At 71.3% G+C, this 25,319-nt stretch carries 27 protein-coding genes and 1 pseudogene; 16 read left to right on the forward strand and 12 right to left on the reverse strand.

All coding sequences use genetic code 11. The annotated features are described in order from the left end of the window. Positions 1 to 49: 49 nt before the first annotated feature. Positions 50 to 463, reverse strand: coding sequence for a VOC family protein (locus ACIRP2_RS06270; protein ID WP_404247007.1), 414 nt, complete (start codon positions 461 to 463; stop codon positions 50 to 52). Between the two features lie 166 nt (positions 464 to 629). Then, positions 630 to 809 (reverse strand): annotated as a pseudogene (locus ACIRP2_RS06275) (neutral zinc metallopeptidase); the annotation flags it as partial. Positions 810 to 975: 166 nt separating this feature from the next. Between ACIRP2_RS06275 and ACIRP2_RS06280 the strand changes: the two are divergent. From ACIRP2_RS06280 to ACIRP2_RS06290, 3 genes are all read left to right on the forward strand, one after another. Beyond that, on the forward strand, positions 976 to 2,574 hold the full coding sequence (locus ACIRP2_RS06280; protein WP_376210109.1) for an ABC-F family ATP-binding cassette domain-containing protein: 1,599 nt from the start codon (positions 976 to 978) through the stop codon (positions 2,572 to 2,574). 342 nt (positions 2,575 to 2,916) lie between these two features. Beyond that, positions 2,917 to 3,138, forward strand: coding sequence for a helix-turn-helix domain-containing protein (locus ACIRP2_RS06285; protein WP_018518904.1), 222 nt, complete (start codon positions 2,917 to 2,919; stop codon positions 3,136 to 3,138). A 199-nt stretch (positions 3,139 to 3,337) separates the two neighbouring features. Beyond that, complete coding sequence (locus ACIRP2_RS06290; protein ID WP_404247010.1) at positions 3,338 to 4,129, forward strand: enoyl-CoA hydratase/isomerase family protein; 792 nt, start codon at positions 3,338 to 3,340, stop codon at positions 4,127 to 4,129. Between the two features lie 51 nt (positions 4,130 to 4,180). Here the strand turns inward: ACIRP2_RS06290 and ACIRP2_RS06295 are convergent, their stop codons facing one another. Next, positions 4,181 to 4,885 carry a hypothetical protein gene (locus ACIRP2_RS06295; protein WP_404247012.1) on the reverse strand — a complete coding sequence of 235 codons (705 nt, stop codon included), beginning with the start codon at positions 4,883 to 4,885 and terminating at the stop codon, positions 4,181 to 4,183. A gap of 92 nt (positions 4,886 to 4,977) precedes the next feature. On the opposite strand from ACIRP2_RS06295, the gene ACIRP2_RS06300 reads away from it, so the two are divergent. From ACIRP2_RS06300 to amaP, 5 genes are read left to right on the forward strand one after another with little or no spacing between them, the layout of a single operon-like run. Next, complete coding sequence (locus ACIRP2_RS06300) at positions 4,978 to 5,451, forward strand: Asp23/Gls24 family envelope stress response protein (protein ID WP_376220622.1); 474 nt, start codon at positions 4,978 to 4,980, stop codon at positions 5,449 to 5,451. Positions 5,452 to 5,483: 32 nt separating this feature from the next. Then, the gene (locus ACIRP2_RS06305; RefSeq protein ID WP_404247014.1) at positions 5,484 to 5,675 is read left to right on the forward strand and encodes a hypothetical protein; all 192 of its coding nucleotides are present in this window, start codon (positions 5,484 to 5,486) and stop codon (positions 5,673 to 5,675) included. Between the two features lie 5 nt (positions 5,676 to 5,680). After that, positions 5,681 to 6,034, forward strand: coding sequence for a hypothetical protein (locus ACIRP2_RS06310; RefSeq protein WP_404247016.1), 354 nt, complete (start codon positions 5,681 to 5,683; stop codon positions 6,032 to 6,034). Continuing rightward, a complete protein-coding gene (locus tag ACIRP2_RS06315; protein ID WP_404247018.1) occupies positions 6,031 to 6,717 on the forward strand; it encodes a DUF6286 domain-containing protein in 687 nt (228 codons plus the stop codon). The genes ACIRP2_RS06310 and ACIRP2_RS06315 overlap by 4 nt, the downstream gene beginning before the upstream one ends. A gap of 5 nt (positions 6,718 to 6,722) precedes the next feature. Next, positions 6,723 to 7,301, forward strand: coding sequence for an alkaline shock response membrane anchor protein AmaP (gene amaP, locus ACIRP2_RS06320; RefSeq protein ID WP_404247020.1), 579 nt, complete (start codon positions 6,723 to 6,725; stop codon positions 7,299 to 7,301). An 81-nt stretch (positions 7,302 to 7,382) separates the two neighbouring features. Here amaP and ACIRP2_RS06325 read toward each other — a convergent pair whose 3' ends face one another. The 6 genes from ACIRP2_RS06325 to ACIRP2_RS06350 form a co-directional block, all read right to left on the reverse strand. After that, on the reverse strand, positions 7,383 to 8,138 hold the full coding sequence (locus ACIRP2_RS06325; protein ID WP_404247022.1) for an SDR family oxidoreductase: 756 nt from the start codon (positions 8,136 to 8,138) through the stop codon (positions 7,383 to 7,385). Between the two features lie 5 nt (positions 8,139 to 8,143). Continuing rightward, positions 8,144 to 9,943 (reverse strand): glycoside hydrolase family 15 protein, encoded by a 1,800-nt coding sequence (locus ACIRP2_RS06330; protein ID WP_404247024.1) that lies wholly within the window; start codon positions 9,941 to 9,943, stop codon positions 8,144 to 8,146. A 113-nt stretch (positions 9,944 to 10,056) separates the two neighbouring features. Then, positions 10,057 to 10,881 (reverse strand): SURF1 family protein, encoded by an 825-nt coding sequence (locus ACIRP2_RS06335; protein ID WP_404247026.1) that lies wholly within the window; start codon positions 10,879 to 10,881, stop codon positions 10,057 to 10,059. 71 nt (positions 10,882 to 10,952) lie between these two features. After that, positions 10,953 to 11,186 carry a hypothetical protein gene (locus tag ACIRP2_RS06340; protein ID WP_072482991.1) on the reverse strand — a complete coding sequence of 78 codons (234 nt, stop codon included), beginning with the start codon at positions 11,184 to 11,186 and terminating at the stop codon, positions 10,953 to 10,955. 63 nt (positions 11,187 to 11,249) lie between these two features. Next, a complete protein-coding gene (locus ACIRP2_RS06345; RefSeq protein ID WP_404247028.1) occupies positions 11,250 to 12,248 on the reverse strand; it encodes a DEDDh family exonuclease in 999 nt (332 codons plus the stop codon). Between the two features lie 29 nt (positions 12,249 to 12,277). Then, entirely contained in the window at positions 12,278 to 12,952 is a 675-nt protein-coding gene (locus tag ACIRP2_RS06350; RefSeq protein ID WP_404247030.1) for a TetR/AcrR family transcriptional regulator, read from the reverse strand. Between the two features lie 227 nt (positions 12,953 to 13,179). Between ACIRP2_RS06350 and ACIRP2_RS06355 the strand changes: the two genes are divergently transcribed. Genes ACIRP2_RS06355 through ACIRP2_RS06375 form a run of 5 tightly spaced genes read left to right on the forward strand, consistent with a single transcriptional unit; the run spans position 13,180 to position 18,123 of the window. Continuing rightward, entirely contained in the window at positions 13,180 to 13,980 is an 801-nt protein-coding gene (locus ACIRP2_RS06355) for an acetoacetate decarboxylase family protein (RefSeq protein ID WP_404247032.1), read from the forward strand. Beyond that, positions 13,977 to 14,861: an SDR family NAD(P)-dependent oxidoreductase gene (locus tag ACIRP2_RS06360; RefSeq protein ID WP_404247034.1), complete on the forward strand. Its 885-nt coding sequence runs from the start codon at positions 13,977 to 13,979 to the stop codon at positions 14,859 to 14,861. Before ACIRP2_RS06355 ends, ACIRP2_RS06360 begins: the two co-directional genes overlap by 4 nt. A gap of 10 nt (positions 14,862 to 14,871) precedes the next feature. Continuing rightward, complete coding sequence (locus ACIRP2_RS06365) at positions 14,872 to 16,149, forward strand: amidohydrolase family protein (protein WP_404247036.1); 1,278 nt, start codon at positions 14,872 to 14,874, stop codon at positions 16,147 to 16,149. Continuing rightward, positions 16,149 to 17,384: an amidohydrolase family protein gene (locus ACIRP2_RS06370; RefSeq protein WP_404247038.1), complete on the forward strand. Its 1,236-nt coding sequence runs from the start codon at positions 16,149 to 16,151 to the stop codon at positions 17,382 to 17,384. The genes ACIRP2_RS06365 and ACIRP2_RS06370 overlap by 1 nt, the downstream gene beginning before the upstream one ends. Positions 17,385 to 17,409: 25 nt before the next feature. Next, complete coding sequence (locus ACIRP2_RS06375) at positions 17,410 to 18,123, forward strand: VIT family protein (RefSeq protein ID WP_404247040.1); 714 nt, start codon at positions 17,410 to 17,412, stop codon at positions 18,121 to 18,123. 421 nt (positions 18,124 to 18,544) lie between these two features. Here ACIRP2_RS06375 and ACIRP2_RS06380 read toward each other — a convergent pair whose 3' ends face one another. After that, on the reverse strand, positions 18,545 to 19,129 hold the full coding sequence (locus ACIRP2_RS06380; RefSeq protein ID WP_351083685.1) for a TerD family protein: 585 nt from the start codon (positions 19,127 to 19,129) through the stop codon (positions 18,545 to 18,547). A 359-nt stretch (positions 19,130 to 19,488) separates the two neighbouring features. Here ACIRP2_RS06380 and ACIRP2_RS06385 point away from each other — a divergent pair, with 359 nt between their 5' ends. From ACIRP2_RS06385 to ACIRP2_RS06395, 3 genes are read left to right on the forward strand one after another with little or no spacing between them, the layout of a single operon-like run. Beyond that, positions 19,489 to 20,367, forward strand: coding sequence for a sterol desaturase family protein (locus ACIRP2_RS06385; protein WP_404247042.1), 879 nt, complete (start codon positions 19,489 to 19,491; stop codon positions 20,365 to 20,367). Next, positions 20,364 to 21,053: a lysoplasmalogenase gene (locus tag ACIRP2_RS06390; RefSeq protein ID WP_404247044.1), complete on the forward strand. Its 690-nt coding sequence runs from the start codon at positions 20,364 to 20,366 to the stop codon at positions 21,051 to 21,053. Before ACIRP2_RS06385 ends, ACIRP2_RS06390 begins: the two co-directional genes overlap by 4 nt. A gap of 21 nt (positions 21,054 to 21,074) precedes the next feature. Then, positions 21,075 to 22,118 (forward strand): zinc-dependent alcohol dehydrogenase family protein, encoded by a 1,044-nt coding sequence (locus ACIRP2_RS06395; protein ID WP_404247046.1) that lies wholly within the window; start codon positions 21,075 to 21,077, stop codon positions 22,116 to 22,118. Here the strand turns inward: ACIRP2_RS06395 and ACIRP2_RS06400 are convergent. Next, entirely contained in the window at positions 22,108 to 23,526 is a 1,419-nt protein-coding gene (locus ACIRP2_RS06400; protein WP_404247048.1) for a CoA transferase, read from the reverse strand. The two genes, ACIRP2_RS06395 and ACIRP2_RS06400, sit on opposite strands and share 11 nt — an antisense overlap. A 123-nt stretch (positions 23,527 to 23,649) precedes the next feature. Then, positions 23,650 to 25,185, reverse strand: coding sequence for a S8 family peptidase (locus tag ACIRP2_RS06405; RefSeq protein ID WP_404247050.1), 1,536 nt, complete (start codon positions 25,183 to 25,185; stop codon positions 23,650 to 23,652). Positions 25,186 to 25,319 lie beyond the last annotated feature (134 nt).

The following is a 25,319-nucleotide window of genomic DNA, read 5'->3' on the forward strand; positions in this document are numbered from 1 at the left end:
CACGGGTGTTTCCGCGTCGGACGGGCCCGGTCCCGGGCCCGTCCGACCGTCAGCCGGCCGACCCCGGTGCGTACGTCCCGAAGCTCCACACGTTGCCCTCCGCGTCCCGCGCCATGTAGTCGCGCGAGCCGTAGTCCTGGTCCGTGGGCGGCATCAGGATCTCCACCCCGTGCTCCACGGCACGGGCATGATGCGCGTCGACCTCGTCCACCACGACGTAGACACCGGCCGGGCCCGCGTCCCGCATCGCCTTGGCGAAGGGACCCTCACGCCCCTTGGACCCCAGCATCACCCTGCCGTTGCCGCAGGACAGCTCCGCGTGGAGCACCTGGCCGTTCTCACCCTCGTACACCGCTTCCTGGGTGAAGCCGAGGCCCTCCGTCAGCGTCTTGATCGCGGCCTTCGCGTCGTCGTACAGAATCGTCGGATAGATCGTCGGAACGCCGGCCGGTGCGCCTGCCATGGCGATCACCTCTTCCCGTACTCGATGAACCGGTCCCCTGATTTCTGCGATCTGCTGAATTCTGTGATCTGCGTCTCGGATCTGGTCCCAGTCTTCCATCGGTCACCGACAACGGCCCGGCCCGGCAGGGAAACCGCCCCGCGGCCGGGTGGGCGAAGGGCCGGGTTCAGTGGAAGGTGTTGCGGTCGGCCATGTCGCCGCGGCCGAACCCGGCGGTGAACCACTGCTGCCGCTGCGCGGAGGAACCGTGCATCCGGGACCCGGGCGTGACCCGGCCCTGGAACCTCTACCGGATCCGGTCGTCCCCGACCGCGGCGGACGCGTCGAGCCCGTCGACGACGGCGGCACCGGCCGGGCGAGCCCCGGCCGGCGCCGCGAACTCATGCGGAAAACCAGTTGCACACCGCCAGTAGACTGACCCCTATGGCAAATCTCCCTGTGCATGAGTAACGGCGTCGAGTCGAACTCAGTAATCGTCCCGTCCGCCGTCCACACCGCCCTGGAGTTTTACCGTGATCACCGCTTCCGGCATCGAGCTGCGCGCCGGCGCCCGCATCCTCATCGAGTCCGCCTCCTTCCGCATCTCCAAGGGTGACCGGATCGGCCTCGTCGGCCGCAACGGAGCGGGCAAGACCACCCTCACCAAGTGCCTGGCGGGCGAGGGCAACCCCGCGGGCGGCAGCATCACGCGCTCCGGCGAGGTCGGCTATCTCCCGCAGGACCCGCGCACCGGTGACCTCGACGTGCTCGCCCGGGACCGCATCCTCTCCGCCCGCGGCCTCGACGAGATCCTGCGCAAGATGCGCGAGAACGAGGAACGGATGGCGAACGGCAAGGGCGCCACCCGTGAGAAGGCGATGAAGAAGTACGAGCGCCTGGAGACGGAGTTCCTCACCAAGGGCGGTTACGCCGCCGAGGCCGAGGCCGCCACCATCGCCGCCGCGCTCAGCCTGCCCGACCGGGTGCTCGGACAGCCGCTCCACACGCTCTCCGGCGGTCAGCGCCGTCGCGTCGAGCTGGCCCGCATCCTGTTCTCGGACGCCGACATCCTGCTGCTCGACGAGCCGACCAACCACCTCGACGCCGACTCGATCGTCTGGCTGCGCGACTACCTCAAGACCTACCGCGGCGGCTTCATCGTGATCTCCCACGATGTCGAGCTCGTCGAGACGGTCGTCAACAAGGTCTTCTACCTCGACGCCAACCGCTCGCAGATCGACATCTACAACATGGGCTGGAAGCTCTACCAGCAGCAGCGCGAGGCGGACGAGAAGCGCCGCAAGCGCGAGCGGCAGAACGCCGAGAAGAAGGCCGCGGCCCTCAACTCGCAGGCCGACAAGATGCGCGCCAAGGCCACCAAGACCGTCGCCGCGCAGAACATGGCCAAGCGTGCCGAGCGGCTGCTCTCCGGCCTGGAGGCCGTCCGGGTCTCCGACAAGGTCGCCAAACTGCGCTTCCCCGAGCCCGCTCCGTGCGGCAGGACCCCTCTGATGGCGGAGGGGCTGTCCAAGTCGTACGGCTCGCTCGAAATCTTCACCGATGTGGACCTCGCCATCGACAAGGGCTCCCGGGTCGTCATCCTCGGACTCAACGGCGCGGGCAAGACCACGCTGCTCCGGCTCCTCGGTGGCGCCGAGAAGCCCGACACCGGCCAGGTCATCGAGGGGCACGGACTCAAGCTCGGCTACTACGCCCAGGAGCACGAGACCCTCGACCCGGACCGCTCCGTGCTGGAGAACATGCGTTCCGCGGCGCCCGACCTCGACCTCGTCGACGTCCGCAAGACGCTGGGCTCGTTCCTCTTCTCCGGCGACGACGTCGACAAGCCCGCCGGAGTCCTCTCCGGCGGCGAGAAGACCCGTCTCGCGCTGGCGACCCTGGTGGTCTCCTCCGCCAACGTGCTGCTGCTGGACGAGCCGACGAACAACCTCGACCCGGCCAGCCGCGAGGAGATCCTCGGCGCGTTGCGCACCTACAAGGGCGCCGTCGTCCTCGTCACGCACGACGAGGGGGCGGTCGAGGCCCTCCAGCCGGAGCGCATCATCCTGCTGCCGGACGGGGTCGAGGACCTGTGGGGTGCGGACTATCAGGACCTGGTCGCCCTGGCCTGATCCCCGTCCGGACACTGTCTGATCCACTCCGAATGGATCATTCGGCCTACGCGTGATCCATCATCTGCGTGAGTACGTCTCGTACCTCGGCGTGGTGCCCGGCAGATGGCTGCCGGGCGCACCCGTTCGGGGCCGGTGAACCCCGTGTGGCCCTGACCTGGCGGTTCATCCCGGACCTGCCCCCACCCCTCTCCACAGCCCCACGGAATGCGGGATTCCGGTCGTGTAGGCCCTTTCCTCGGGCGGTAATCCGGTTGCATGGACCTTGCCGAATGGGTGGCCAGGAAGCCCCCGAGGGGTGATCATGAGAGTCCAGAGCGCACTTCCCATGAGGAGGCACGGGTGGCCGAGACTCTGAAGAAGGGCAGCCGGGTTACCGGCGCCGCGCGCGACAAGCTCGCGGCAGACCTGAAGAAGAAGTACGACTCCGGTGCGAGCATCCGGGCGTTGGCCGAAGAGACCGGCCGCTCCTATGGATTCGTCCACCGGATGCTCAGTGAGTCCGGAGTCACGCTGCGTGGACGCGGCGGAGCGACACGAGGCAAGAAGGCCGCCACGGCCTGACGGCCCTCGGCGGATCGGGGCAGGGTCGTCAGGCCCGTCCCGGGGCTCACCGGTTTTCGGTGGCCACCCGGTCGATCGTGATGTCGATCGGGTGGTTACTGTTCAGTCACTTAGGGTCTTTCGTTTGGATCGGGCCCGGCCTGATCCGAACGAGAAATCCTGGCTCGACCTGCTGACTGACCCGAACCGGAGGCGCTCCATGACCTCGCTCGACTCTGTGCTCGACCAGGACGGCGTACGACTCACCGTCGATGACGCGGTTGCCACGGTGACCCTCACCAATCCGGCCAAGCGCAACGCTCAGTCCCCCGCTCTGTGGCGGGCGTTGACGGAGGCCGGACGGGCTCTGCCCGGCAGTGTGCGGGTCGTCGTGCTCCGTGGCGAGGGCAAGTCCTTCTCCGCGGGTCTCGACCGGCAGGCGTTCACCCCCGAGGGGTTCGACGGCGAGCCGTCCTTCCTCGACATGGCGCGCGGCCCGGAGTCCGAGCTCGACGCGACCATCGCCGAGTACCAGGAGGCGTTCACCTGGTGGCGCCGCAACGACATCGTGTCGATCGCGGCCGTCCAGGGGCATGCGATCGGTGCCGGCTTCCAGCTCGCTCTCGCCTGCGATCTGCGGATCGTCGCCGAGGACGTGCAGTTCGCCATGCGTGAGACCAGCCTCGGTCTCGTCCCCGACCTCACCGGCACCCACCCCCTGGTGCACCTGGTGGGGTTCGCCCGCGCGCTCGAAATCTGTGCCACGGGCCGCTTCGTGCACGCCGAGGAGGCCGAGCGCACCGGACTGGCCAACCTCGTGGTCCCCGGCGACGAGCTGGACTCCGCGGCTCGCGACCTGGCCGGCGCGCTGCTGGCCGCCCCGCGTGACGCGGTCGTGGAGACCAAGGCGCTGCTGAGCGGCGCCGTCTCCCGTGGTTACGAGGAGCAGCGCACCGCCGAACGTGCCGCGCAGGGCCGACGACTGCGCGATCTGGCGGGCATCACCGACTGAGCACCGACGACCGCCGTCGCTGGCGGGCCCGGTCCCGGGCCCGCCCGGCGATCAGTCCCGCCCCACCACCGCCGTGACCAGCACCGCGACCGAGGGGTGCCCGTCCACCGCGGCCGCCACCGCGCCGCGCACCGCACGTGCCACGTCGAGCGCCCGATGGTCCGGATCCGTCGCCAGCTCGATCCGCACATGACCGGGCCCGGTGTGCACGGCATCGCCCAGCACCCGGGTCAGCGTCACGACACCGGGAACAGCCGCGGCCGCGATCCCCGCCGGCCCCTGCGCTCTCGCCGTGGGCACCTCGGTCGGCGCGGGTGCCCGCACCGGCCGGCCCGGGGCGTCCAGCAGTTCCGTCACCCGGAGATCGGCGCCGGCGACCACCAGACCCAGCCGCTGCCCGGCCGCCGTCAGCAACGCCGAGCGCAGCGCCGACGCCGCCGCGGGCAGCGGCCGGTCGGACATCGCCGACATGGTCGCCTCCATCCACAGTGGCCCCGGCGGCAGCGCGCTGGGCGGCGGTTCCACCTCCGGGGCCGGGGCCCCGTCAGGGTCCGCCACCCGGATCCTGAGCTCCCCGAGCACCGGACCGGGTCCCGGTCCGCCCACCGCTTCACGCAGCACCGCCACCGCGGCCCGCTCCGAGATCCATGCCCCGTCGGCCGGACCGCCCAAGGGGAGCAGCCGACCCGGTCCGAGCCGCCGCCGAACCGCCGCCGTCCACCCGTCGGCCCTGTCCGAGCTGTCAGCCGTCGTCATTTCCCCAGCCTGCCGCATCCATGGCGCGTTGCGGGGCAAGCGCACCTAGTGTGGGCAACGAGGTCCAACCTGCCCCGAAGGGAAGAGTGGCGATGACCGACACCCCACAGCGGAACCGTCCCGACAGCCCCGACAAGGAGCCGAGCACCCTCATCAAGCGCGGCGGCGGAGATCCGGCCACCCGTGGCCGCACGACCATCGCCGACGGTGTCGTGGAGAAGATCGCGGGAATGGCGGCGCGCGACGTGGTCGGCGTCCACGCGATGGGCAGCGGTCTCTCGCGCACGTTCGGCGCGGTGCGCGACCGGGTGCCCGGTGGCGGCAGGTCCGTCACCCGCGGGGTGAAGGCGGAGGTCGGTGAATCACAGACCGCGCTCGACCTGGAGATCGTCGTCGACTACGGCGTCTCGATCGGCGACGTCGCCCGCGACGTACGGGAGAACGTGATCGCGGCGGTCGAGCGGATGACCGGCCTGGAGGTCGTCGAGGTCAATATCGCGGTGAGCGATGTGAAGCTGCCCGACGAGCCCGACGACGAGGACCAGCCCGAGCCACGTCTCCAGTAGGCCTCCCATCGGGGGCAGTTGAGGAGCACACGATGAGCATGGCGGTGGTCGGCATGGTGGCCGGCATGGCGCTCGGATTCGCCGGGTACTTCGGCGGATTCGGGGCCTTTCTCCTGGTGGCGGCGTTGGGGGCGATCGGCTTCGTCGCCGGTCGCTTCATGGAGGGCGACCTGGATCCCGGCGACTTCTTCCGGAGTCGCGAGCGCGGCGACCGACGGCGGTGACGGCGTTGTCGGGGGTGAGCGGCCGGGTGGCCGCGGGTGAGCGCGGGGAGACCAGGATCGCCGACCGGGTGGTCGCGAAGATCGCCGCACAGGCGGCGAAGGAGGCGATCGACGAGCCGCCGGAGGAGGGTGCCTCGCCGCGCGCCACGGTCACGGTGCACCGGGACATCGCCCGGGTGCGGGTGATCCTGGAGCTCGGATACCCCATCGACATCGGTCGCCAGTGCGGCGGGGTGCGGCGACATGTCGTCGAGCGGGTGAGGGCGTTGGCCGGGATGGAGGTGCCCGAGGTCGCGGTACAGGTCGAGCGTCTGTATCCGACGGGAGCGGGTGCCGCGGCACGGGGGAGGGTCCGATGACGGAGCCCCAGGACCCGGAAGACGGCACACGACGGCCGCCCACCGCCCGGCCCGTCGAACAAGGAGACGTGCTCGAACTCGACCAGTCCGCCTCCTCCTCCGCGTACGACCCGGTGCCCGCAGGCAAGGACGGCGACGGCAGGGCGGGCCGCTTCTGGTCCGCGCGCCGCGTCCCCGCGGCGGTCCTCGCCCTGGTGGGCCTCGGTGCCACCGGTCTGCTGCTCTACGACGTGGCGGCGGTACGGGCCGACCGTCCCGCGATGAAGTGGCGCCGCACGCTGGCCGACGAACTCGCCCACCGGCCGCTGGACGACGTCTGGGTGCTCGCCGGCGCGGCGGCCGCCGTGGCGATCGGGCTGTGGCTGCTGGTGCTCGCCGTCACTCCGGGACTCCGCGCCGTGCTGCCGATGCGCCGCGACCGGCCCGGTGTACGGGCGGGACTCGACCGGCCCGCCGCGGCTCTGGCCCTGCGCGACCGGGCCGTCGAGATCTCCGGAGTGCAGTCGGCACGGGTCCGGTTGACCCGGACCCGTGCCGTGGTGCGCGCGGTGTCGCACTTCCGTGAGCTCGACGACGTACGGGCCGATCTGGACACCGTGCTCGCGACCGGCATCAAGGAGCTGGGGCTGGCCAGGCCGCCGAGCCTGTCCGTGCATGTCCGCCGTCCCACGAGAAAGGGGTGAGCCCGTTGCTCAGGACCGTCAACCGGGTGCTGCTCGGCCTGACCGCGGTGGTGCTGGTCTGCGTCGGAGGCGCGGTGCTCGCCGCCGGGCTCGGCCTCTCCGTGCCGTCCTGGTGGCCCTGGTACGGCAGGAGCGATGTGCTGCTCAGCGAGGCCGACCGGGACCGCTGGCGCGGCGAGGGCTGGTGGTGGCCGGCGGTGATCGCGGCCCTGGCGATCGTGGTCGTCCTCGCCCTGTGGTGGCTGCTGGCCCAGCTGCGCCGGGCCCGCCTCGCCGAGGTGCTGGTGGACAGCGGTGACGGAGAGGGGGCGCTGCTCAGGGGGCGGGCCCTGGAAGGTGTGCTCGCCGACGAGGCGGGCAACCTGGACGGCGTGGCCCGCGCCCAGGTGGTGCTGACCGGTCGGCGCAGTTCGCCGCACGCCGGGATCCGTCTGCTGATGGAACCGCACGCGGCGCCGGAGGAGACACTCGGCCGCCTCACCGACGAGGCGCTGGCCCATGCACGGGATTCCGCGGGGCTGGCGCAACTGCCGGCCGAGGTGCGGTTGAGGGCGGTCAGGCACCGCGCGGAGAGGGTGAGCTGACCGTCCTCACGACGGCCGTGCGCGATGACCGGACGGGGGCGAGGAAAGTGCCTCGTCCGGTCATCGGCGCAGCGGCCCGGTTCAGAAGCCGTGCCGGGAGCCGCCGTCGATCGGCAGCATGACACCCGTCAGATACGACGCCGCGGGCGAGAGCAGGAACGCCGTCGTCCGGCCGAACTCCTCCGGGGTCCCGTAACGCCGCAGCGGAATACGCGCCTCGTTGGCCGCACGGGACGCCTCCGCGTCGCCCGAGAGCGCATCCAGCTCACGTACCCGGTCCGTGTCGATCCGGGACGGCAGCACGCCCACCACCCGGATGCCCCGGGGGCCGAGCTCATCGGCCAGGGACTTGGCGAACCCGGCCAGACCGGGGCGCAGACCGTTGGAGATCGTCAGCCCGGCGATCGGCTCGTACACGGAGCCGGAGAGCACGAAACCGATGACGCCGCCCTCGCCGAGCGTGGCCGCCGCGGCCCTGGCGAGGCGCACCGCGCCCAGGAACACCGACTCGAAGGCCGACTGCCACTGCTCGTCGGTGTTGTCGGCGACGAAGCCGGGCGCCGGTCCGCCGACGCTGATCAGAATGCCGTCGAGCCGTCCGAAGCGCTCGTGCGCGCCGTCCACCAGGCGCTGCGCGGAGGTGGGGTCGCCGTTGTCGGCGGCGACCCCGACGGCGTCCGGTCCCAGCTCGGCGGCCGCCGCCTCGGCGCGCTTCCCGTCCCGACCGGTGATGATCACCCTCGCGCCGTCCTCGGCCAGTGCCCGAGCGGTGGCGTTGCCCAGCCCCCGGGTCGCTCCGGTGACGATGTACACACGGTCCTTCAGTCCCAGATCCATGGGCCCTATCCTGCCGTGCCGCCCTCCAGCGTGTCCTCCCCGGCCAGTGCCATGGCCGTGCCCACCAGTCCGATGTGGCTGAACGCCTGCGGGAAGTTGCCGAGCTGCCGGCGCCCGGCGATGTCGTACTCCTCGGCGAGCAGCCCCACATCGTTGCGGAGTGCCAGGAGCTGCTCGAAGAGTTCTCCGGCCTCCTTGGCGCGCCCGGTCAGGAGCAGGGCGTCGGCCAGCCAGAACGAGCACGCCAGAAAGGCTCCTTCGCTGCCGGGCAGCCCGTCGATCGAGGAGCCGTCCGTGCTGTAGCGGCGGACCAGGCAGCCGCTGCCCAGCTCGTCCCGGACCGCGTCGACCGTCCCGATCATCCGGGGGTCGTCCGGCGGCAGGAAACCGGTCCGGACGATCAGCAGCGTCGCCGCGTCCAGATTCCGGGAGCCGTAGGACTGGGTGAAGGTGTTCCGTACCGGGTCGAACCCCTTCTCGCACACCTCCCGGTGCACGGCGTCCCGCATCGTCCGCCACCGGTCCGCGTCGCCGGCCAGCGCGGGGTTCTTCTCCAGGGTGCGCACGGCGCGGTCGGCGGCGACCCACGCCATCACCTTGGAGTGCACGAAGTGGCGGCGCTGGCCACGGATCTCCCACAGGCCCTCGTCCGGCTCGCGCCAGGCCGACTCCAGGAAGCCGAGCAGGCTGAGCTGCAGGTTCCAGGCGTGCGGCTTGTCGTCCAGACCCGCCTCGCGCGCGAGCCGCAAGGAGTCCATGACCTCGCCGTACACATCGAGCTGGCGCTGGCGGACCGCGGCGTTGCCGATCCGGACCGGACTGGAGTTCTCGTATCCGCTCAGCCACGGCAGCTCCGACTCGGGCAGTCGGCGCTCGCCCGCCAGGCCGTACATGATCTGCAGATCGGCCGGGTCCCCGGCAACGGCCCGCAGCAGCCAGTCCCGCCAGGCGGCGGCCTCCTCCAGGTAACCGGCCGAGATGAGGGCGTCGAGGGTGAGCGTGGAGTCCCGCAGCCAGCAGTAGCGGTAGTCCCAGTTCCGTACACCGCCGATCTCCTCGGGCAGCGAGGTGGTGGGAGCCGCCACGATGCCGCCGGTCGGGGCGAAGGTGAGCGCCTTCAGCGTGATCAGCGAGCGCATCACCGCCTCCCGGTACGGGCCCCGGTACTTGCACCGTTCGGACCACTCGGCCCAGTCGGACAGGGTGCTCTCCAGGGCTTCGAACGGGTCGACGAGTTCGGGACGGGGCGAGTGCGAGGGGTGCCAGGTCAGGACGAAGGCGACCCGTTCGCCGGTGGAGACGGTGAACGACGAGCAGGTGGAGAACTGCTGGCCCCAGGTCTTGACCGGTGGTTCGCTGCGCAGCCAGGCGGAATCCGGTCCCGCGACCGCCACCCGGTGCCCCTGCGAGCGGCGCACCCACGGCACCACCGTGCCGAAGTCGAAGCGCAGCCGGATCACGGAGGTCATGTCGACGGTGCCGCTGATGCCCTCGACGATCCGCATGAGATCGGGTTCCTGGTCGCGCTGCGGCATGAAGTCGATGACCTTGACCGTGCCGGTACGGGTCACCCAGTACGTCTCCAGGACGAGGGAGTCACCCGCATAGCGGCGCCGGGTGCAGGAGTCGGCGCCCTTCGGGGCGATCCGCCAGTGGCCGTTGTCCTCGTCGCCGAGGAGGGCCGCGAAACAGGCGCCCGAGTCGAATCGGGGCAGACAGAGCCAGTCCACAGAACCGTTCCTGCCGACCAGGGCGGCTGTCTGCAGATCGCCGATGAGGGCGTAGTCCTCGATGCGTGGGGTCACGTTCTGGCGTGTTCCCGAACCTGGGCCCCGTTAAGCAGGTCCTGTCCCACGAGAGGCGTGGGGCGCGCCGACGCGGAGCCCGGACGGCCCGGCCGCCACCCGGAGGGCCGGGCTCAGGCTGTCGCGGCCTCCGACGGCTCCGGCTGCTGCGGGCCGGGCGTCTCCCGCTCCCCGGCGACGGCCTTGGCCGCGGCCTGGGTCCGGTCGCGCTTCTCCCTGCGGGCGAGGACCACGAAGCCGACCGGAACACCGGCGGCGAACAGCCACCACTGCACGGCGTACGCCATGTGCGGGCCGATCGAGCTGTCGTCGGGGGAGGCGATCAGTTCCGGGGAGTCGCCGGCCGGCTCGGGGCCGGTCTGCTCGATGTACCCGCCGAGCACCGGCCGGGAGAGCCTCTTGGCCTCCTGGGAGCTGCTGATCAGCATCACCTGGCGGTCCGGCAGATTCGAGATGTCCTTGATGCCACTGGCACTCGTCGTCTCGTCGGCCTTGAGCCGTCCGGTGACGGTCACCTCGCCCCCGGGTACGGCGGGCACCTCGGGGAAGGCGCGCTGACTCTCGGCGGAGGGCACCCATCCGCGGTTGACCAGGACCGTGCCGCCGCCCTTGAGGTCGAGCGGGATCAGGACGTGGACACCGATCCGGCCGTCGGTGGAGGTCCTGCGGCGTACGACCACCTCGTGCGCGGTGTCGTACGTACCCGTGGCGGTCACCGTGCGCCAGTAGTCGGAGCGCCGGACCGTGTGGCCCGGGGAGGTGAGCGAGGCGACCGGAACCGGTTTCGCCTTGAGGTTGCGGGAGATCAGGGCGTTCTGCGCGACCTTGTGCTCATGCCGGTGCAGCTGCCAGAAGCCCAGCTCGACCATCGTGGGAATCAGCACGAGGGAGAGGAGGGCGAGGATCAGCCACTGCCGGGTCAACAGGAAGCGGTACACCCCATGACGGTACAACCGCGTCATGGGGTGCATCGCGCAGGGGTGGGGGAAGGGGGTGCGGCGGGCGGTGGTCAGACTTTGTCGATGATGCCCACCTTCCCCTCGGCGCGGGCGCAGTGACCGCCGCAGAACCAGTGCCCGTCGACCTCGACACCCTGGCCGATGATCTGGACCCTGCAGTGTTCACAGATGGGCGCCATGCGGTGAATGGCGCAGGAGAAGCAGTCGAAGACATGCACGGCGCCCTGCGCGTGCACCTCGAAGGACATGCCGTAGTCGTTTCCGCAAACCTCGCAACGTGCCATGCGCCACAGGGTGGGACGCCGGAGCTGCGGCGGGCGAGCGGCGGGCGGGCGAGTCGCCCCGGTTCACTCCGATGACGGCGCGGCCGTCTGCGTCCGGGCCGGCGCCACATCGCGCAGCAGATGCGTGAAGGCGCTCTCGTCCAGGACCGGGGTGCCGAACGACTTCGCCTTCACCGTCTTCGACGTCGCCGAGTCCGGGTCATTGGTGACGAGCAGACTGGTCAGCCGGGACACGCTGGTCGCCACGTGGAGCCCGGCCTCCACGGCCCGGTCCTCCAACAGCTCGCGGTCGACGGAGGTGTCCCCGGAGAACGCGACCCGCATGCCCTGCATGAGGGGTTTGTCCTTCTCGTACCGTCCGGGGTTCGGATACGGGCACGCCGGACGCTTGCGCGAGGGGCGCCAGCTGTTCTGACCGTACGAAGGCTGGTACCCGATCCGGGGCGTGACCGGGGAGTCCGACCACTCGGTCAGCGGCCGGCACTCCAGCAGCGGCAGCCGCACCCCGCTCCGCGCCGCCGCGTGCAGACTCGGCCGGAACGCCTCGGCCAGCACCCTGGCGTCGTCCAGCGCGTGGTGGGCGCGCTGCTGCACGACCCCGAAGTGCGCGGCCAGCGACTCCAGCTTGTGGTTGGGCAGCGGCAGCCGCAGTTCCTTGGAGAGCGCGATGGTGCACAGCCGGTGTTCGACGGGGGCGGTGACCGAGGCCCGTGCGTACTCCCGGGCCAGCATCGACCAGTCGAAGGCCGCGTTGTGCGCGACGAGCACGCGGTCCGCGAGCCGTTCGGACAGTTCGGCGGCGATCTCCGGGAAGAGTGGAGCGCCTTCGAGGACATCGCTGGTCAGCCCGTGGATCCAGACAGGACCGGGATCACGCTGGGGGTTGACGAGGGTGTACCAGTGGTCCTCGACATCGCCCTGCGCGTCCAGGCGGTAGACGGCGGCGGACACGATCCGGTCGTCCCGTGCGAGTCCGGTGGTCTCCACGTCGACGACCGCGTACCCCTGCGGGTACGCGGTCGGCCACGGTGCTGCGGTCTGGCGGTCGTCGAGCATGGTCACAGAGAATACGGGCCGCGACTGACAGTCTCCTATTCGGCCGTCTCCCGCCTCGACGCGGAGGTTCCGGGGTGCGAGGCGTGCTGCACGGGGCCGGCCAGCAGCCCCGCCACCAGGGCCCGTACGGAGTCGGCGAACAGCCGGTCCGGATCGGCGGGCCGGGCCAGTGCGCGGGCCAGTGCCGGGTCGTCCTTCGAGGCTGCCGCGGTCCACAGATCGCCCTCACCGGGGGACTGCACGGGGGAACGCTCGCGGTTGCGTTCGACGAGCAGGAAGCCGACGGTGTGGAACTGCACCGCCCGGACCGCGGCGGCCGCCCGCGCCCCGCGCAGTCCCGCGGCGTGCACCTCGCGGACGAGGGCCTGCTGTGCGGGGAGGAACATCCGCTCGGTGAGGCCCCGTTCATGGACCATCGCGATCAGATGCGGACGGGCCCGCAGTGCGCGGCGCAGACCGCTGGCGACGGAGACGATGCGGGACGCCGGGGTCCGGCCGGTGGGGCGGAGGGTGCCCATCTCCCGCACGGTGCGCTCGACGAGGGCGTCCAGCAACGACTCGCGGTTGCCGACGTGCCAGTAGATCGATGTGACCGCCGTGCCGAGTTCGGCGGCGAGACCGCGCATGGTGAGGGACTGCGAGCCGTGCCGTCGCACCAGGGCGGCGGCCGTTTCCAGGACCTCTTCGCGGGTCAGTGACGATCGCGGCACAGTGCTCCTTGATTCCCGAACTCCGTTGGGTGCATGCCTATTTACCCTTCATCGGCGACGGTGTAACTGTGTTACAGAACCGCGCGGAAAGCCTGACCGCGAAGACACGAAGACACGAAGACACGAAGACACGAAGAGACAGAGACGAGAAGACACGGAGACACGGAGACACGGAGAACCGATTCACGGCCGACCGGTCCACGGACGGCCGAGAAGGGTGGTACGGCATGGCACGTGTACGGTACGGCGCGCGCACCGCGGCCGAGATCGCGGCGGCCCGCGCGGCCCGCTCCAAGCTCCCCGACATCTGGTCCACCGGTGTGGTGGCCCTCTGGGAGAGCGACCCCGAAGCGGTGGCGGCGGTCCTCCCGCCGCCCCTCGAACCCGCCGGACGCCCGCTGGTCCGGGCCAACATCAGCACGGTCGAACTGCCCGGCTACCCACTCGGTGCGGGCTCCGTCTCCGTCGCCGCCGTCCATGACGGACACGAGGGCTGGTATCCGCTCGTCATGCCGATGACCCATGAACGGGCGCTGATCGGCGGCCGTGAGGTGTTCGGCGAACCGAAGAAGCTCGGTGAGGTGACCGTCGAACGCGACGGTCTCGTCGTCCGCGCCGCACTCGCCCGGCACGGGATCGCGTTCGTCGAGGTGCGCGGCGCGGTCGTCGGACCGCTCCCGCTGCCCGAGCCCGCCGAGAAACTCGACTTCTACTTCAAGTTCCTGCCCGCCGTGGACGGCGAGGGCTTCGACTCCGACCCCGTCCTGATCCACTGCACCCGCCACGAGAAGGTCCGCAGGCTGGAGAGGATCTCGGGCGACGTGGTGCTGCGCGAGTCGGTGTACGACCCGGTCGCGGACCTCCCGGTACGCCGACTGGTCGAGCTCACCATCGGCGAGAAGACCAGCGACCAGCAGGGCAGGGCCGTCGCGCGGGTGAGCGCGAAGGACCTGCTGCCGTACGTCCACCAGCGCTACGACGACCCGCAGCAGATCCATGACGGCCCGCCGGAAGGGAGCGTCCGATGAAGCTGGAGGAGGGACAGGTCGCCGTCGTCACCGGCGCCGCGAGCGGCATCGGCCTCGCGATGGCCCGCAGGTTCGCCGCCGAGGGGCTGAAGGTCGTTCTCGCCGATGTGGAGGAGGGTGCGCTGGAGAGGGCGGCGGACGGACTGCGCCAGGACGGCGCGCGGGTGCTGGCCCGGGTCGTCGACGTCGGTGAGCGGGACTCCGTACAGGCCCTGGCCGAAGCGGCGTACGACACCTTCGGCGCGGTGCACGTGCTGTGCAACAACGCCGGTGTCGGCTCCGGGGCCGAGGGCCGGATGTGGGAGCACGAGCCGAACGACTGGAAGTGGGCTTTCGCCGTCAATGTGTGGGGTGTCTTCCACGGCATCCAGGCGTTCGTGCCCCGCATGATCGCGGACGGCGGCCCGGGGCACGTCGTCAACACCTCGTCCGGCGACGGCGGGATCGCCCCGCTGCCGACCGCCTCCGTGTACGCGGTCACCAAGTCCGCCGTCGTCACCATGACCGAGTCGCTGTACGCGCATCTGAAGGCGGAGGGGGCGGCGGTCGGCGCCTCGGTGCTCTTCCCCGGCCCGCACATGCTCCGCACCGGGCTGTGGGAGTCGCACCGCAACCGGCCCGAGCGGTACGCCAAGGAGCGCCCGCGCAGGACCCCGTACCGCAGCCTCGACCAGTGGGAGTCCGCCATGCGGGCGGCGGGCCACGAGGTGGAGTTCACCCCGGTCGAGGACGTCGCGCAGACCGTCGTGGACGGGATACGCGTCGACCGTTTCTGGATGCTGCCGGAGAGCGAGCACAGCGACCGGCAGATCCGAGCCAGGTCGCAGTCGATGCTCGACCGGGCCGAACCTTCGTACCTGGAGAGTTTCATACTCGACTGAGGAGCGAGCGATGACCGACGACCCGTACCTGATCATCTCCTCCGACTGCCACGCCGGACTTCCCACCGAGGAGTACCGGCCCTATCTCGACCCCCGTTTCCACCGGGACTTCGACGACTTCCTCGCCGGCCGCGATCGCCGCCGCGAGGAGATGACCCGCCTCGGTGTACGCAACGAGGCTTTCGCGGACAAGTGGTTCCATGACAACGAGGAAGGCCTGAAGGGCGGTTGGGACGCCGCCCGGCGCCTGAAGGAACTGGACGGCGACGGAGTGGCGGCCGAGGTCGTCTTCCCGGACGCGGACGCCGTCGACAGCCGGACCGCCGCCCCGTTCGGCGTGGGCCTCGGGCTCTCCGGCGACCAGGACCCGGAGCTGGGCATGGCCGGCGCGCAGGCACACAACCGCTGGCTCGCCGACTTCGTCTCGCAGAACCCCGAACGCCACTGCGGGGTCGCCCTGCTGCCCGTCACCGGCGAGGTCGACCGGGTCGTCGCGGAGATCCACCGGGCGAAGGAGTCCGGGCTCGGCGCGCTGATGATCCCGTCCATGTGGGTGGACAAGGCCCCCTACCACGACCGGCGTTACGACCCCGTGTGGGCTGCCGCCGCCGAGACGGCCATGCCGGTCGTCACGCACTCCGGAGCGGCCCCGCGCCACGAGTACGGGGACCACCTCGGCATCTATGTCTCCGAGGTCACCTGGTGGCCGTCCCGCCCGCTCTGGTTCCTGCTCTGGTCGGGAGCCTTCGAACGCCACCCGGGGCTGCGGTTCGGGGTCGCCGAGTCCGGCTGCTGGTGGCTGCCGAACCTCCTCTGGTTCATGGACCGGCTCTATCTGGGTGCCCACGGCGGAAAGAAGCTCTCGCCGTTCGCCGAACTGAAGCGGCCCCCGCACGAGTACCTCGACCGCCAGGTCTTCGTCTGCGCCACCAACACCAAACGCCGCGAACTCGCCCAGCGGTACGAGATCGGCGTCGACAACATCCTGTGGGGCAGCGACTTCCCCCACCCGGAAGGCACCTGGCCGAACACGGCTCAGTGGCTGCGCGACACCTTCCACGACATCCCCGTCGCCGAGACCCGCCGCATGCTGGGCCTCGCCGCCGCGGACGTCTTCGGCTTCGACACGGCGAAGCTCGCCCCGATCGCCGAGCGCATCGGTCCCACCCCCGGGGACCTGGGCCAGAGTCCCGACCAGACAGCGGTCGAGGCGTCCTGGGCGAGGTCGCGCGAAGTGGGCCGGCACTGGCTGACCGACCACGACTTCCCGGCCCTGGGGGCCGACTGATGGACCGCCGGACAGAGCGCTACACCGTCATCTCCGCCGACTGCCACGCCGGAGCCGACCTCCTCGACTACCGGCCGTACCTGGAGTCGAAGCACCACGACGACTTCGACGCGTGGGCGGCGGCCTACGTCAACCCGTACGAGGACCTCCTCGCCGACACCGCCGACCGCAACTGGAACTCCGCACGCCGCGTCGCGGAGCTGGAGGCGGACGGCATCGTCGCGGAGGTCGTCTTCCCCAACACCATCCCGCCCTTCTTCCCCTCCGCGGCCCTGATGGCGCCCGCGCCCTCCCGGGCCGAGTACGAACAGCGCTGGGCGGGCCTGCGCGCCCACAACCGCTGGCTCGCCGACTTCTGCGCGCAGGCGCCGGGCCGGCGCGCGGGTGTCGCACAGATCCTCCTCAACGATCCCGAGGAGGCCGTCCGGGAGGTCCGCCGCACCAAGGAGGCCGGCCTGACCGGCGGCATCCTGCTGCCCGGCGCACCGCCCGGCTCCGGCGTCCCGGAGCTGTACTCCCAGGTGTACGACCCGCTGTGGGCGGTCTGCGCGGAACTGGACGTACCGGTGAACCACCACGGCGGCTCGGCCTCCCCACCGCTCGGCGACGAACCGGCGGCCCGTGCCGTCTTCATGGTGGAGACGACCTGGTTCTCGCACCGGGCGCTGTGGCACCTGGTCTTCGGCGGGGCGTTCCGCCGCCATCCCGGACTGAAACTCGTCCTCACCGAGCAGGGATCCGGCTGGATCCCGGGCGTCGTGGAGATGCTGGACTACTACCACGGCCGACTGGTGGCGGCGGCCGGACGGGCCTCCACCGCCGAGTCCAAGTTCGGTGCGGGCCTTGCCGCTTCCATGGGTGCGAGCCCGAGCGAGGTGTGGCGCGACAACTGCTACGTCGGTGCCAGCTTCATGCGGCCGCACGAGGTGCCGCTGCGGGACCGGATCGGCCTCGACAAGATCATGTGGGGCAGCGACTACCCGCACGACGAGGGCACCCATCCGTACTCCCGGGAGGGTCTGCGGATCGCGTACGCGGGCCTGCCGCCCTCCGAGGTCGCGGCGATGACCGGCGGCAACGCCGCCCGCGTCTACGGCTTCGACCTGGCCGCCCTCGACCGCGTCGCCGCGACCGTCGGCCCGACGGTGGACGAGATCGCCGAACCCCTGAAGGAGGCCCCGCCGGACGCGACCAGCCCCGCCTTCGCACCCGGCGGGTCGGTACGCGTCTGGTGACGGGGCGGAGTGAGACCATCCCCGGGTGACGGGTACCCAGACGCATGACGAAGCACACGACAACGGCCTCGGCGCGCGGCTGAACTGGCTGCGCGCCGCGGTCCTCGGCGCGAACGACGGTGTGGTCTCGACCGCGGGCCTGGTCGTCGGCGTGGCCGGCGCCACCGGCGACCGCGGCACCCTGCTCACGGCGGGCCTGGCCGGACTGCTGGCCGGATCCATGTCGATGGCGGCGGGCGAGTACGTCTCGGTGTCCACCCAGCGCGATTCGGAACGGGCCGCGCTGGCCATGGAGAAGCGGGAGCTGGCCGACGCCCCGGAGGCCGAACTCATCGAACTCACCGGCCTGTTGGAGGACAAGGGACTGAGCCGGGAGGTCGCCCGCGAGGCCGCGCTCCAGCTGACCGAACGCGACGCTCTCCGCGCCCACGCGGAGGTGGAGCTGGGCATCGACCCGGACGAGCTGACGAACCCGTGGCACGCGGCGGGCGCGAGCTTCCTGGCCTTCACGGTGGGCGCGTTGCTGCCGCTGCTGGCGATCGTGCTGCCCCCGGCGTCGCTGCGGCTGATCGTGACCGTGGTGTCGGTACTGGCGGCGCTGGCGCTGACGGGCTGGTGGAGCGCCCGCCTGGGCGAGGCCGCGGCAGGGCCGGCGGTGCTGAGGAACATGGGCGGGGGAGCGTTGGCGATGGCGGTCACGTACGCGGCGGGGGAGTTGCTGGGGGCGGTGGGGGTCTGACGGTCCCTCGACGGGTCGGGCCCTTCCTGATCCGGACCGCTGTCGCCGCCGTCCGCGCCCCAGCCGTCGACGCCGCCGTGCTCGTTGCCGTCGCCGCCCTTCCCGAGGTTGCTGAACCAGGGACCGTCCCACCCTTTGTCGACGGCGATCGGCTCACCCCCGTTCACCGGGCGCCGGAACGACTCGGCCATGGCGCCGAGGTTCGGCTCGCTCAACGGTGTGGTCCTGCTGCCCCTTCGCAGCCCGTCGTCGGTCGACTCCACGGTCCGTGCCGGCGGATTCCACGACCGCTCGTCATAGAGTGTCCGGCTCACAACAACCCCCATACCCACACGTCCGGTTCGGCGACGCCCGCCCTCACGCGGCGCGGGCCGCGTCCCAGGGCCCGGGCGCCGCACGGACGCCGGGCCCCGGGGACGTACTACTTGCTGACGGCGAAGCGCATCAGGGCGTGCTCGTCGCCCTGCTTGATCTTCCCCGTCACGTTGATCACTTCGAGCTTCCACGTGTCGCCGAACCGCACGGCCTTGGCCACCGCGCAGCCGTTGTCCTGGGTCAGCAGGCTGGGCCATATGTCGGCGACCTGCTGCGAGCTCCCCCCGGTCGCGTCGTAGACCTTGAAACTGATGTTGCGGGCCTTCTGGAAGGAGCTGCCCTTCTTGAAGGCGGCAGCGACGAACACGATCGACGTGATGTTGCGCGGGATGCGTGCGAACTCGACCGTGACGGTCTCGTCGTCGCCGTCCCCGCGCCCGGTCTGGTTGTCGCCGCTGTGCACCAGCGAGCCGTTTCCCATGGGGTCCAGCGAGTCGAGGCCGGCCAGGCGCACCGGGTCCCCGTCCTGCGTGGCGACGGCGATCAGGTCGAGGTCCGTTCCGGCCTTGCGGCGGAGCAGACCCATGACACCGCCGCTGCTGCCGGCCGTGGGGTCCCAGGAGACGCCGATGGACAGATGGGTCACCCCGTCCAGGTCTGCGGGGCCGTCTTCCTTGGTGAGTGTGATCATGCGCGGGCCATCCTTCTGTCACGGGTACTACAACACGCAGAGTGTGCCTGGCGCCTCGGCGGTTCCGTGCGACGGGTCCCCGTGGGCGCGTGCGAGGGGCGCCGCACGCTCCGGTCGGCCCGCACGGGGCTTCGGCGCCGGCGGTGGCCGGGCGTCCGTGCCGTTCGTCGTCGTGGCCGACCGGACCCCCGCAACTGCCGGGCCCCGCAGGCCGGTTCCTCCTCCGCTCGATCGTCGGTGCAGGGATCGTCCGGGGCCCGTATTGGCAGAAGCCACCAAAGATTGCTGACAACGTGTCTCGCATACTTGTTGGTAACAACCTCTAGTCCACAGCCGACCTGCGGCTTTACGGTGCTGGCATGCCGCCGAACCTGCCCGATGTCGTGCTCTGGTCCATACCGGCCTTCGTGCTGCTCACCGTCCTCGAAATGGCACTCCATCACTTCCATCCCGATGAGGAAGCCGCCGGATACGAGGCGAAGGACGCCGCCACCAGCATCACGATGGGGCTCGGCAGCCTGGTCTTCGACCTGCTGTGGAAAGTGCCCATCGTCGCCGTCTACACCGCCGTCTACGAGTTGACCCCGCTCCGCGTCCCCGTCCTGTGGTGGACCGTCCTGCTGATGCTGCTCGCGCAGGACTTCTTCTACTACTGGTCCCACCGGGGACACCACGTCGTCCGGATCCTCTGGGCCTGCCACGTGGTCCACCACTCCAGCCGGAAGTTCAACCTCTCCACCGCGCTGCGCCAGCCCTGGACATCGCTGACCGTCTGGCCGTTCTACGTGCCGCTCATCGCCTGCGGGGTCCACCCCGCCGCGCTGGCGTTCTGCTCGTCGGCGAACCTCGTCTACCAGTTCTGGGTGCACACGGAGCGCGTCGGCAAGCTCCCCCGGCCCTTCGAGTTCGTACTGAACACGCCGTCCCACCACCGGGTGCACCACGCGTCGCAGGGCGGCTACCTGGACCGGAACTTCGGCGGCATCCTGATCGTGTGGGACCGTCTCTTCGGGTCCTTCACCGCCGAGACGGAGCGGCCCGTGTTCGGACTCACCAAGAACATCGACACGTTCAACCCGCTCCGCGTCGCCACCCACGAGTACGCCGCGATAGCCCGCGACGTGCGCGCGGCGGGCAGTTGGAGCGAGCGCGCCGGGCGGATCTTCCGCGGCCCCGGCTGGCAGCCGTCCACAGCGGCCGCACCCGCGCCGCTCCCCGCCCAGGAGCGGATCGGATGAGCGCCGACCTCGTCCCGGACCGGCGCGAACGTCTCGTACGACCGCTGCTCGTCGCCTTCCTTCTGGCCGCCGTCGTCGACCTGTTCGGCGTGCTCGCCGACGTCCCGGTCGCCCACCTCGTCGCGAAGCCCCTGCTGATGCCGCTGCTGGCCGGGTACGCCGCCGCCCGGCGCGGCCCCCGGCTGCTCATTGCGGCACTCCTGTTCGGCTGGGGCGGCGACACGCTCCTGCTGCCCGACGCCGACGTCACCTTCCTCATCGGGATGGGTTCGTTCGCCGCAGGGCACGTCTGCTACCTCCTGCTCTTCGGACGTGCCCGGAGCTCCCCGGCCGTCGGGGCGGTGTACGCGGCCGTCCTGGTCACCGTCGTCGCGCTGCTCTGGAGCGGATTGCCGGCGGACATGCGGATCCCGATGACCGGCTACAGCCTGCTGCTCACGGCCATGGCCTACCGGGCCGGCACCCGGGGCCGGTACGCGGCCGTCGGCGGGGCGCTCTTCCTGCTCTCCGACGCGCTCATCGGCACCGGCGTCGCCGACTGGCCCCAGCTGCCCGCCCCCGACTTCTGGATCATGCTCACCTACATCGCCGCGCAGTTCCTGCTGACCGCCGGAGTGCTGGCACCCGGTGCGAAGTGGGCCGGCGCCACCCCCGGGGCGTACCGTGAACGGAGTATCAGCATCTGAGATCGGCAAGGACCCCCACGCATGCGCGCCACCGTCATCCACGCCCCCCACGACATACGTGTGCAGGAAGTGCCGGACCCGTCGGTCCAGCAGCCCACCGATGTGGTCCTGCGGGTCTTGCGGGCCTGCATCTGCGGCAGCGACCTGTGGGCCTACCGCGGCGAGGCCGCCCGGCAGCCCGGCCAGCGGATCGGGCACGAGTTCCTCGGGATCGTCGAGGAGGCGGGCTCCGAGGTGGCCGGCTTCGCCGTCGGTGACCTCGTCGTCGCGCCCTTCGTCTGGTCCGACGGCACCTGCGCGTACTGCGCGGAGGGCCTGACCACCTCCTGCCCGCAGGGCGGCTTCTGGGGCTCCGTCGGCTCCGACGGCGGGCAGGGCGAGGCCGTCCGCGTCCCGTTCGCCGACGGCACGCTGGTCAAGCTCCCCGCGGCCGCGGCTTCCGACGACCGTCTGCTCACCGCGCTGCTGGCCCTGTCCGACGTGCTGGGCACCGGACACCACGCCGCCGTCGGCGCGGGCGTGAAGACCGGCAGCACGGTCGCGGTCGTCGGTGACGGAGCGGTCGGACTGTGCGGAGTCCTGGCCGCCAAGCGGCTCGGCGCCGAGCGGATCATCGCGCTCGGCCGCCACCGGGCGCGTACGGACATCGCCCGAGCCTTCGGCGCCACGGACGTCGTCGCCGAGCGCGGCGAGGCGGCCGTCGAAGCCGTACGGGAACTGCTCGGCGGCGAGGGGGCCCACGCGGTGATCGAGGCCGTCGGCACCGAGCAGTCGATGCGCACCGCCGTCGGGATCACCCGTGACGGCGGTGCCATCGGCTACGTCGGTGTACCGCACGGCAGCGGCACCGGCCTGGACCTCGGCGTCATGTTCGACCGGAACATCGCCCTGCGCGGCGGCGTCGCACCCGTGCGCGCCTACATTCCGGAGCTGCTCCCCGACGTGCTGTCCGGCACGATCGACCCGTCGCCCGTCTTCGACCTGACCATCGGTCTCGACGACGTCCCCGCCGGCTACAAGGCGATGGACGAGCGCACGGCGCTGAAGGTGCTCATCAAGCCGTGAGCCAGGCGGCCGCGTCCGCCCCCAGCGGGCCGGGCGGGCGCGACCAGTCGGTGGGCGAACCGTCGAAGGCGACCGGCGGCAGGGCGTGACGCAGCCGGCCGAGCGGGCCGGCCGTCTCCGTGAGCCATTTCTGAGGGTCGTACGACGCACCCGTGGCCCCCGCTTCCCGACGGACGGGCAGCTCGTCGAGCAGCCACGCGGCGGTACGGGCGAGCGAGAGCGTGACCAGCCGGGAGCCACCCTCGTCGTGCTGCTCGGTCAGCGCGCGCAGCACGGCGGCGGCCAGCAGATAGCCCGTGCCGTGGTCGAGTGCCTGGGCGGGCAGCGCGCCGGGCGGGTGCTCCGCTCCCGCCGCGGCCTCGACCGAGGCGATGCCGGTGGCCACCTGCACCAGACTGTCGAAGCCGCGCCGCCGGGCCCACGGACCGGGGCCCCAGGCCGAGAGCCGCCCGATCACCAGTCCCGGCCTGCGCGCGGCCAGGGATTCCGGGGTCAGACCGAACCGCTCGACCGCACCGGGCCGGTAGCCGGTGACGACGACGTCCGCCTCGGCCAGCAGCTCGTCGAACACGGCCCCGCCGGAGCGGCTGCCGAGGTCCAGGGTCACCGACCGCTTCCCGAAACCGGTGTCGCTGTGTGCGTCCTGGCTCTCCGGGAGCTGCGGTGAGTCGATCCGCAGGACGTCCGCGCCGAGCAGCGCGAGCGTGCGGGTGGCGACGGGTCCCGCGATGACCCGGGTGAGGTCCAGTACGCGCATCCCGGCGGCGGGCAGCAGTGGCGTGCCGTCCGGCACCGCCGTCCGGCGGACCGGCGCGCCGCCGATACGGTCGCCGGTCACCAGCGGGGTGCCCGCGACCGCGGCGCCCCGAGGATCGGCCGACCACTCCCCGGGCGTACGGGCCGCGACGGCCAGGCCGCCCGCGGCGTACACGGTCTGCTCGATCTCGTCGCTTCGCCGCCCGGCGAACGAGGCGGCGACGGCTGCCACGGCGAGGTCGTCCGAGGTGTTCGCCGGCAGTCCCAGCGTGGCGAGCAGCCGGGCGCGATGGTGCGGGTAGTTGGCATGTGTACGGACCCAGCCGTCCGCCGTGCGCCAGAACCGGGACATCGGGGCGAAGTTCGTCGGAGCGCGACCGTCGATCCTCAGATGGCGCTCGCTGGTGAACGCCGTGGCCACCGCGCCGTCGTCGACGTGCACCCGGGGCACCGGGCTCCCGGTGCGGCGGGCGGCCAGTTCGGCGGCGGCCAGGGAGCAGACCGCGACCGTCGAACGTGCCAGCTCCATGACGGGCAGTCGGGAGGGCAGCAGGCCCTCGGGGCCATCCGTCCCGATGCGGGCGAGGAGCGCGGGATCACCGCCGAGAGACGCCCAGGCCTGCTCCGTGCCGGACAGGTGCGCATGAGTCATGCCCGCACTATGGCACTGAGTGCCACCGTCGGAAAAGGGGGGCGCCGGGCGGGCGTGGTACGGGGCCGCGAAAGGACGGCGGGCGGGGCCGGTGACTCCGGCCCCGCCCACTGCGTCGCGTTCCTACCGGCGGACCGCGTTCAGCGCGTTCACCACACCGGCCCCGTAGAAGCCGTTGCGGTTCTTGTCGCCCTCGCAGACGGCGTCGATCTTGCCGTCGCCGTTGATGTCGTACGGAGCGCCGCACTCGGTGGCGTCGGCCTCGGCCAGCAGCAGCGCCTTCACCCGGGCCGCCGAGGCGTGCGGGTGCGTCGACTTGATCAGGGCCGCGACTCCCGCGACGTGCGGGGAGGCCATCGACGTACCGTTCTTGTAGCCGTAGTTGCCGCCCGGCAGAGTGGACAGGATCGCACCGTTCGTGGCGGGCGGTGCGGGCGCCTGGTAGACCGTCGAGTCCCCGCCCGGGGCGGCCACGTCGATGACACCGTTCCCGTAGTTCGAGTACGAGGACTTCAGTCCCTTGGCGCCGGTCGCGGAGACGGTCACGACGCCCGGCAGCATCGCCGGTATGTCGAGGCACTCGCGCGGGTCGATCGTCCGCTTCACGGCCGTGGTGTCGTTGGGGCTGGTCGTGTCGTCGATCGCGCCGGACGCCAGGTCGAATCGGCTGTTGCCGGCCGAGGCGATGTTCACGGTGCCCTTCTGCTCCGCGTACCGGGTGGCGCGGGCGACGGCCTCGACCAGGGCGCCCTGGTCGAGGTCGTCCTTGCAGTTGAACATCCACGGGTCGGTGTAATAGCTGTTGTTGGTGACGTCGACGCCGTGCTCGCCGGCCCAGACGAAGGCGCAGACGATCGACTCGGTGTAGAAGAAGCCGTCCGGGTTCGCCACCTTGATCCCGGCGACCTTCACGCCCGGGGCGACCCCCGTGACCCCGATGCCGTTCTTCGCGGCGGCGACGGTGCCCGCGACGTGCGTGCCGTGGTCGCTCTCACCGGCCTTCGGACGCCAGGAACCGTCCGTCGTGTCCGGCGCCCCGGACACGCAGTTCGCCGAGGCCGCGCGGGAGAAGTTCGGCGCGAGGTCCGGGTGGGTGTCATCGACACCCGTGTCGATGACACCGACCGTGACCTTGCTGCTGCCCAGCGTCTCCTGGTGCGCCTGGTCCGCCTTGATGGCGGGCAGGTCCCACTGCAGGGGCTCCATCGGATCCTGGTCCGCCGTCGCCTCCGCCGCAGCTCTCCGCGCCTGCTCGGCGGTGAGCGGCTGCTCGGCCCCGATGTCCGTGGTGGCCTGCGGGACGATCGGGTTGGTGCGGGTGGCCCCCGCCGAATCGACGCCCTTGACCCGGCGGATCGACTTCGCGAAGTCCGGGTTCTGGGAGTGGACGACGATGACACCGATCTGTTCGTAGGCGACCACCACCGTGCCGCCGGCCTCGGCGATCGCCTTCTTCACCTGCTTGATGGTCCCGTGGTTGCTCCACGTGTTGACCACGTACGAGAGCTTCGGGCCGTCCGCCGAAACCGTCGCCGAGGGCTGCGCGTCCACTGGTGCGGCAGAGGCGGCCCCCGTCGGCAGGAAGCCGAGCGAGGCCGTGAGTGCCAATCCGACGGGCAGCGTCAGTGCGCGCGTCCGTCTGGATCCCAGATGAGCCATGGGGTCTCCACATCATCCGTGCCGGGCGACCGGACACGGTGTGTGCCCAGTCGCGTACATGACGAGTGAAGCTATCGCTGATCATCCTTGCTGATCAATGAGTTGTCATCAATGAATTCGAAGGACTTGTTCGA

This window comes from Streptomyces sp. NPDC101194 (assembly GCF_044767885.1).
Lineage (GTDB): Bacteria > Actinomycetota > Actinomycetes > Streptomycetales > Streptomycetaceae > Streptomyces.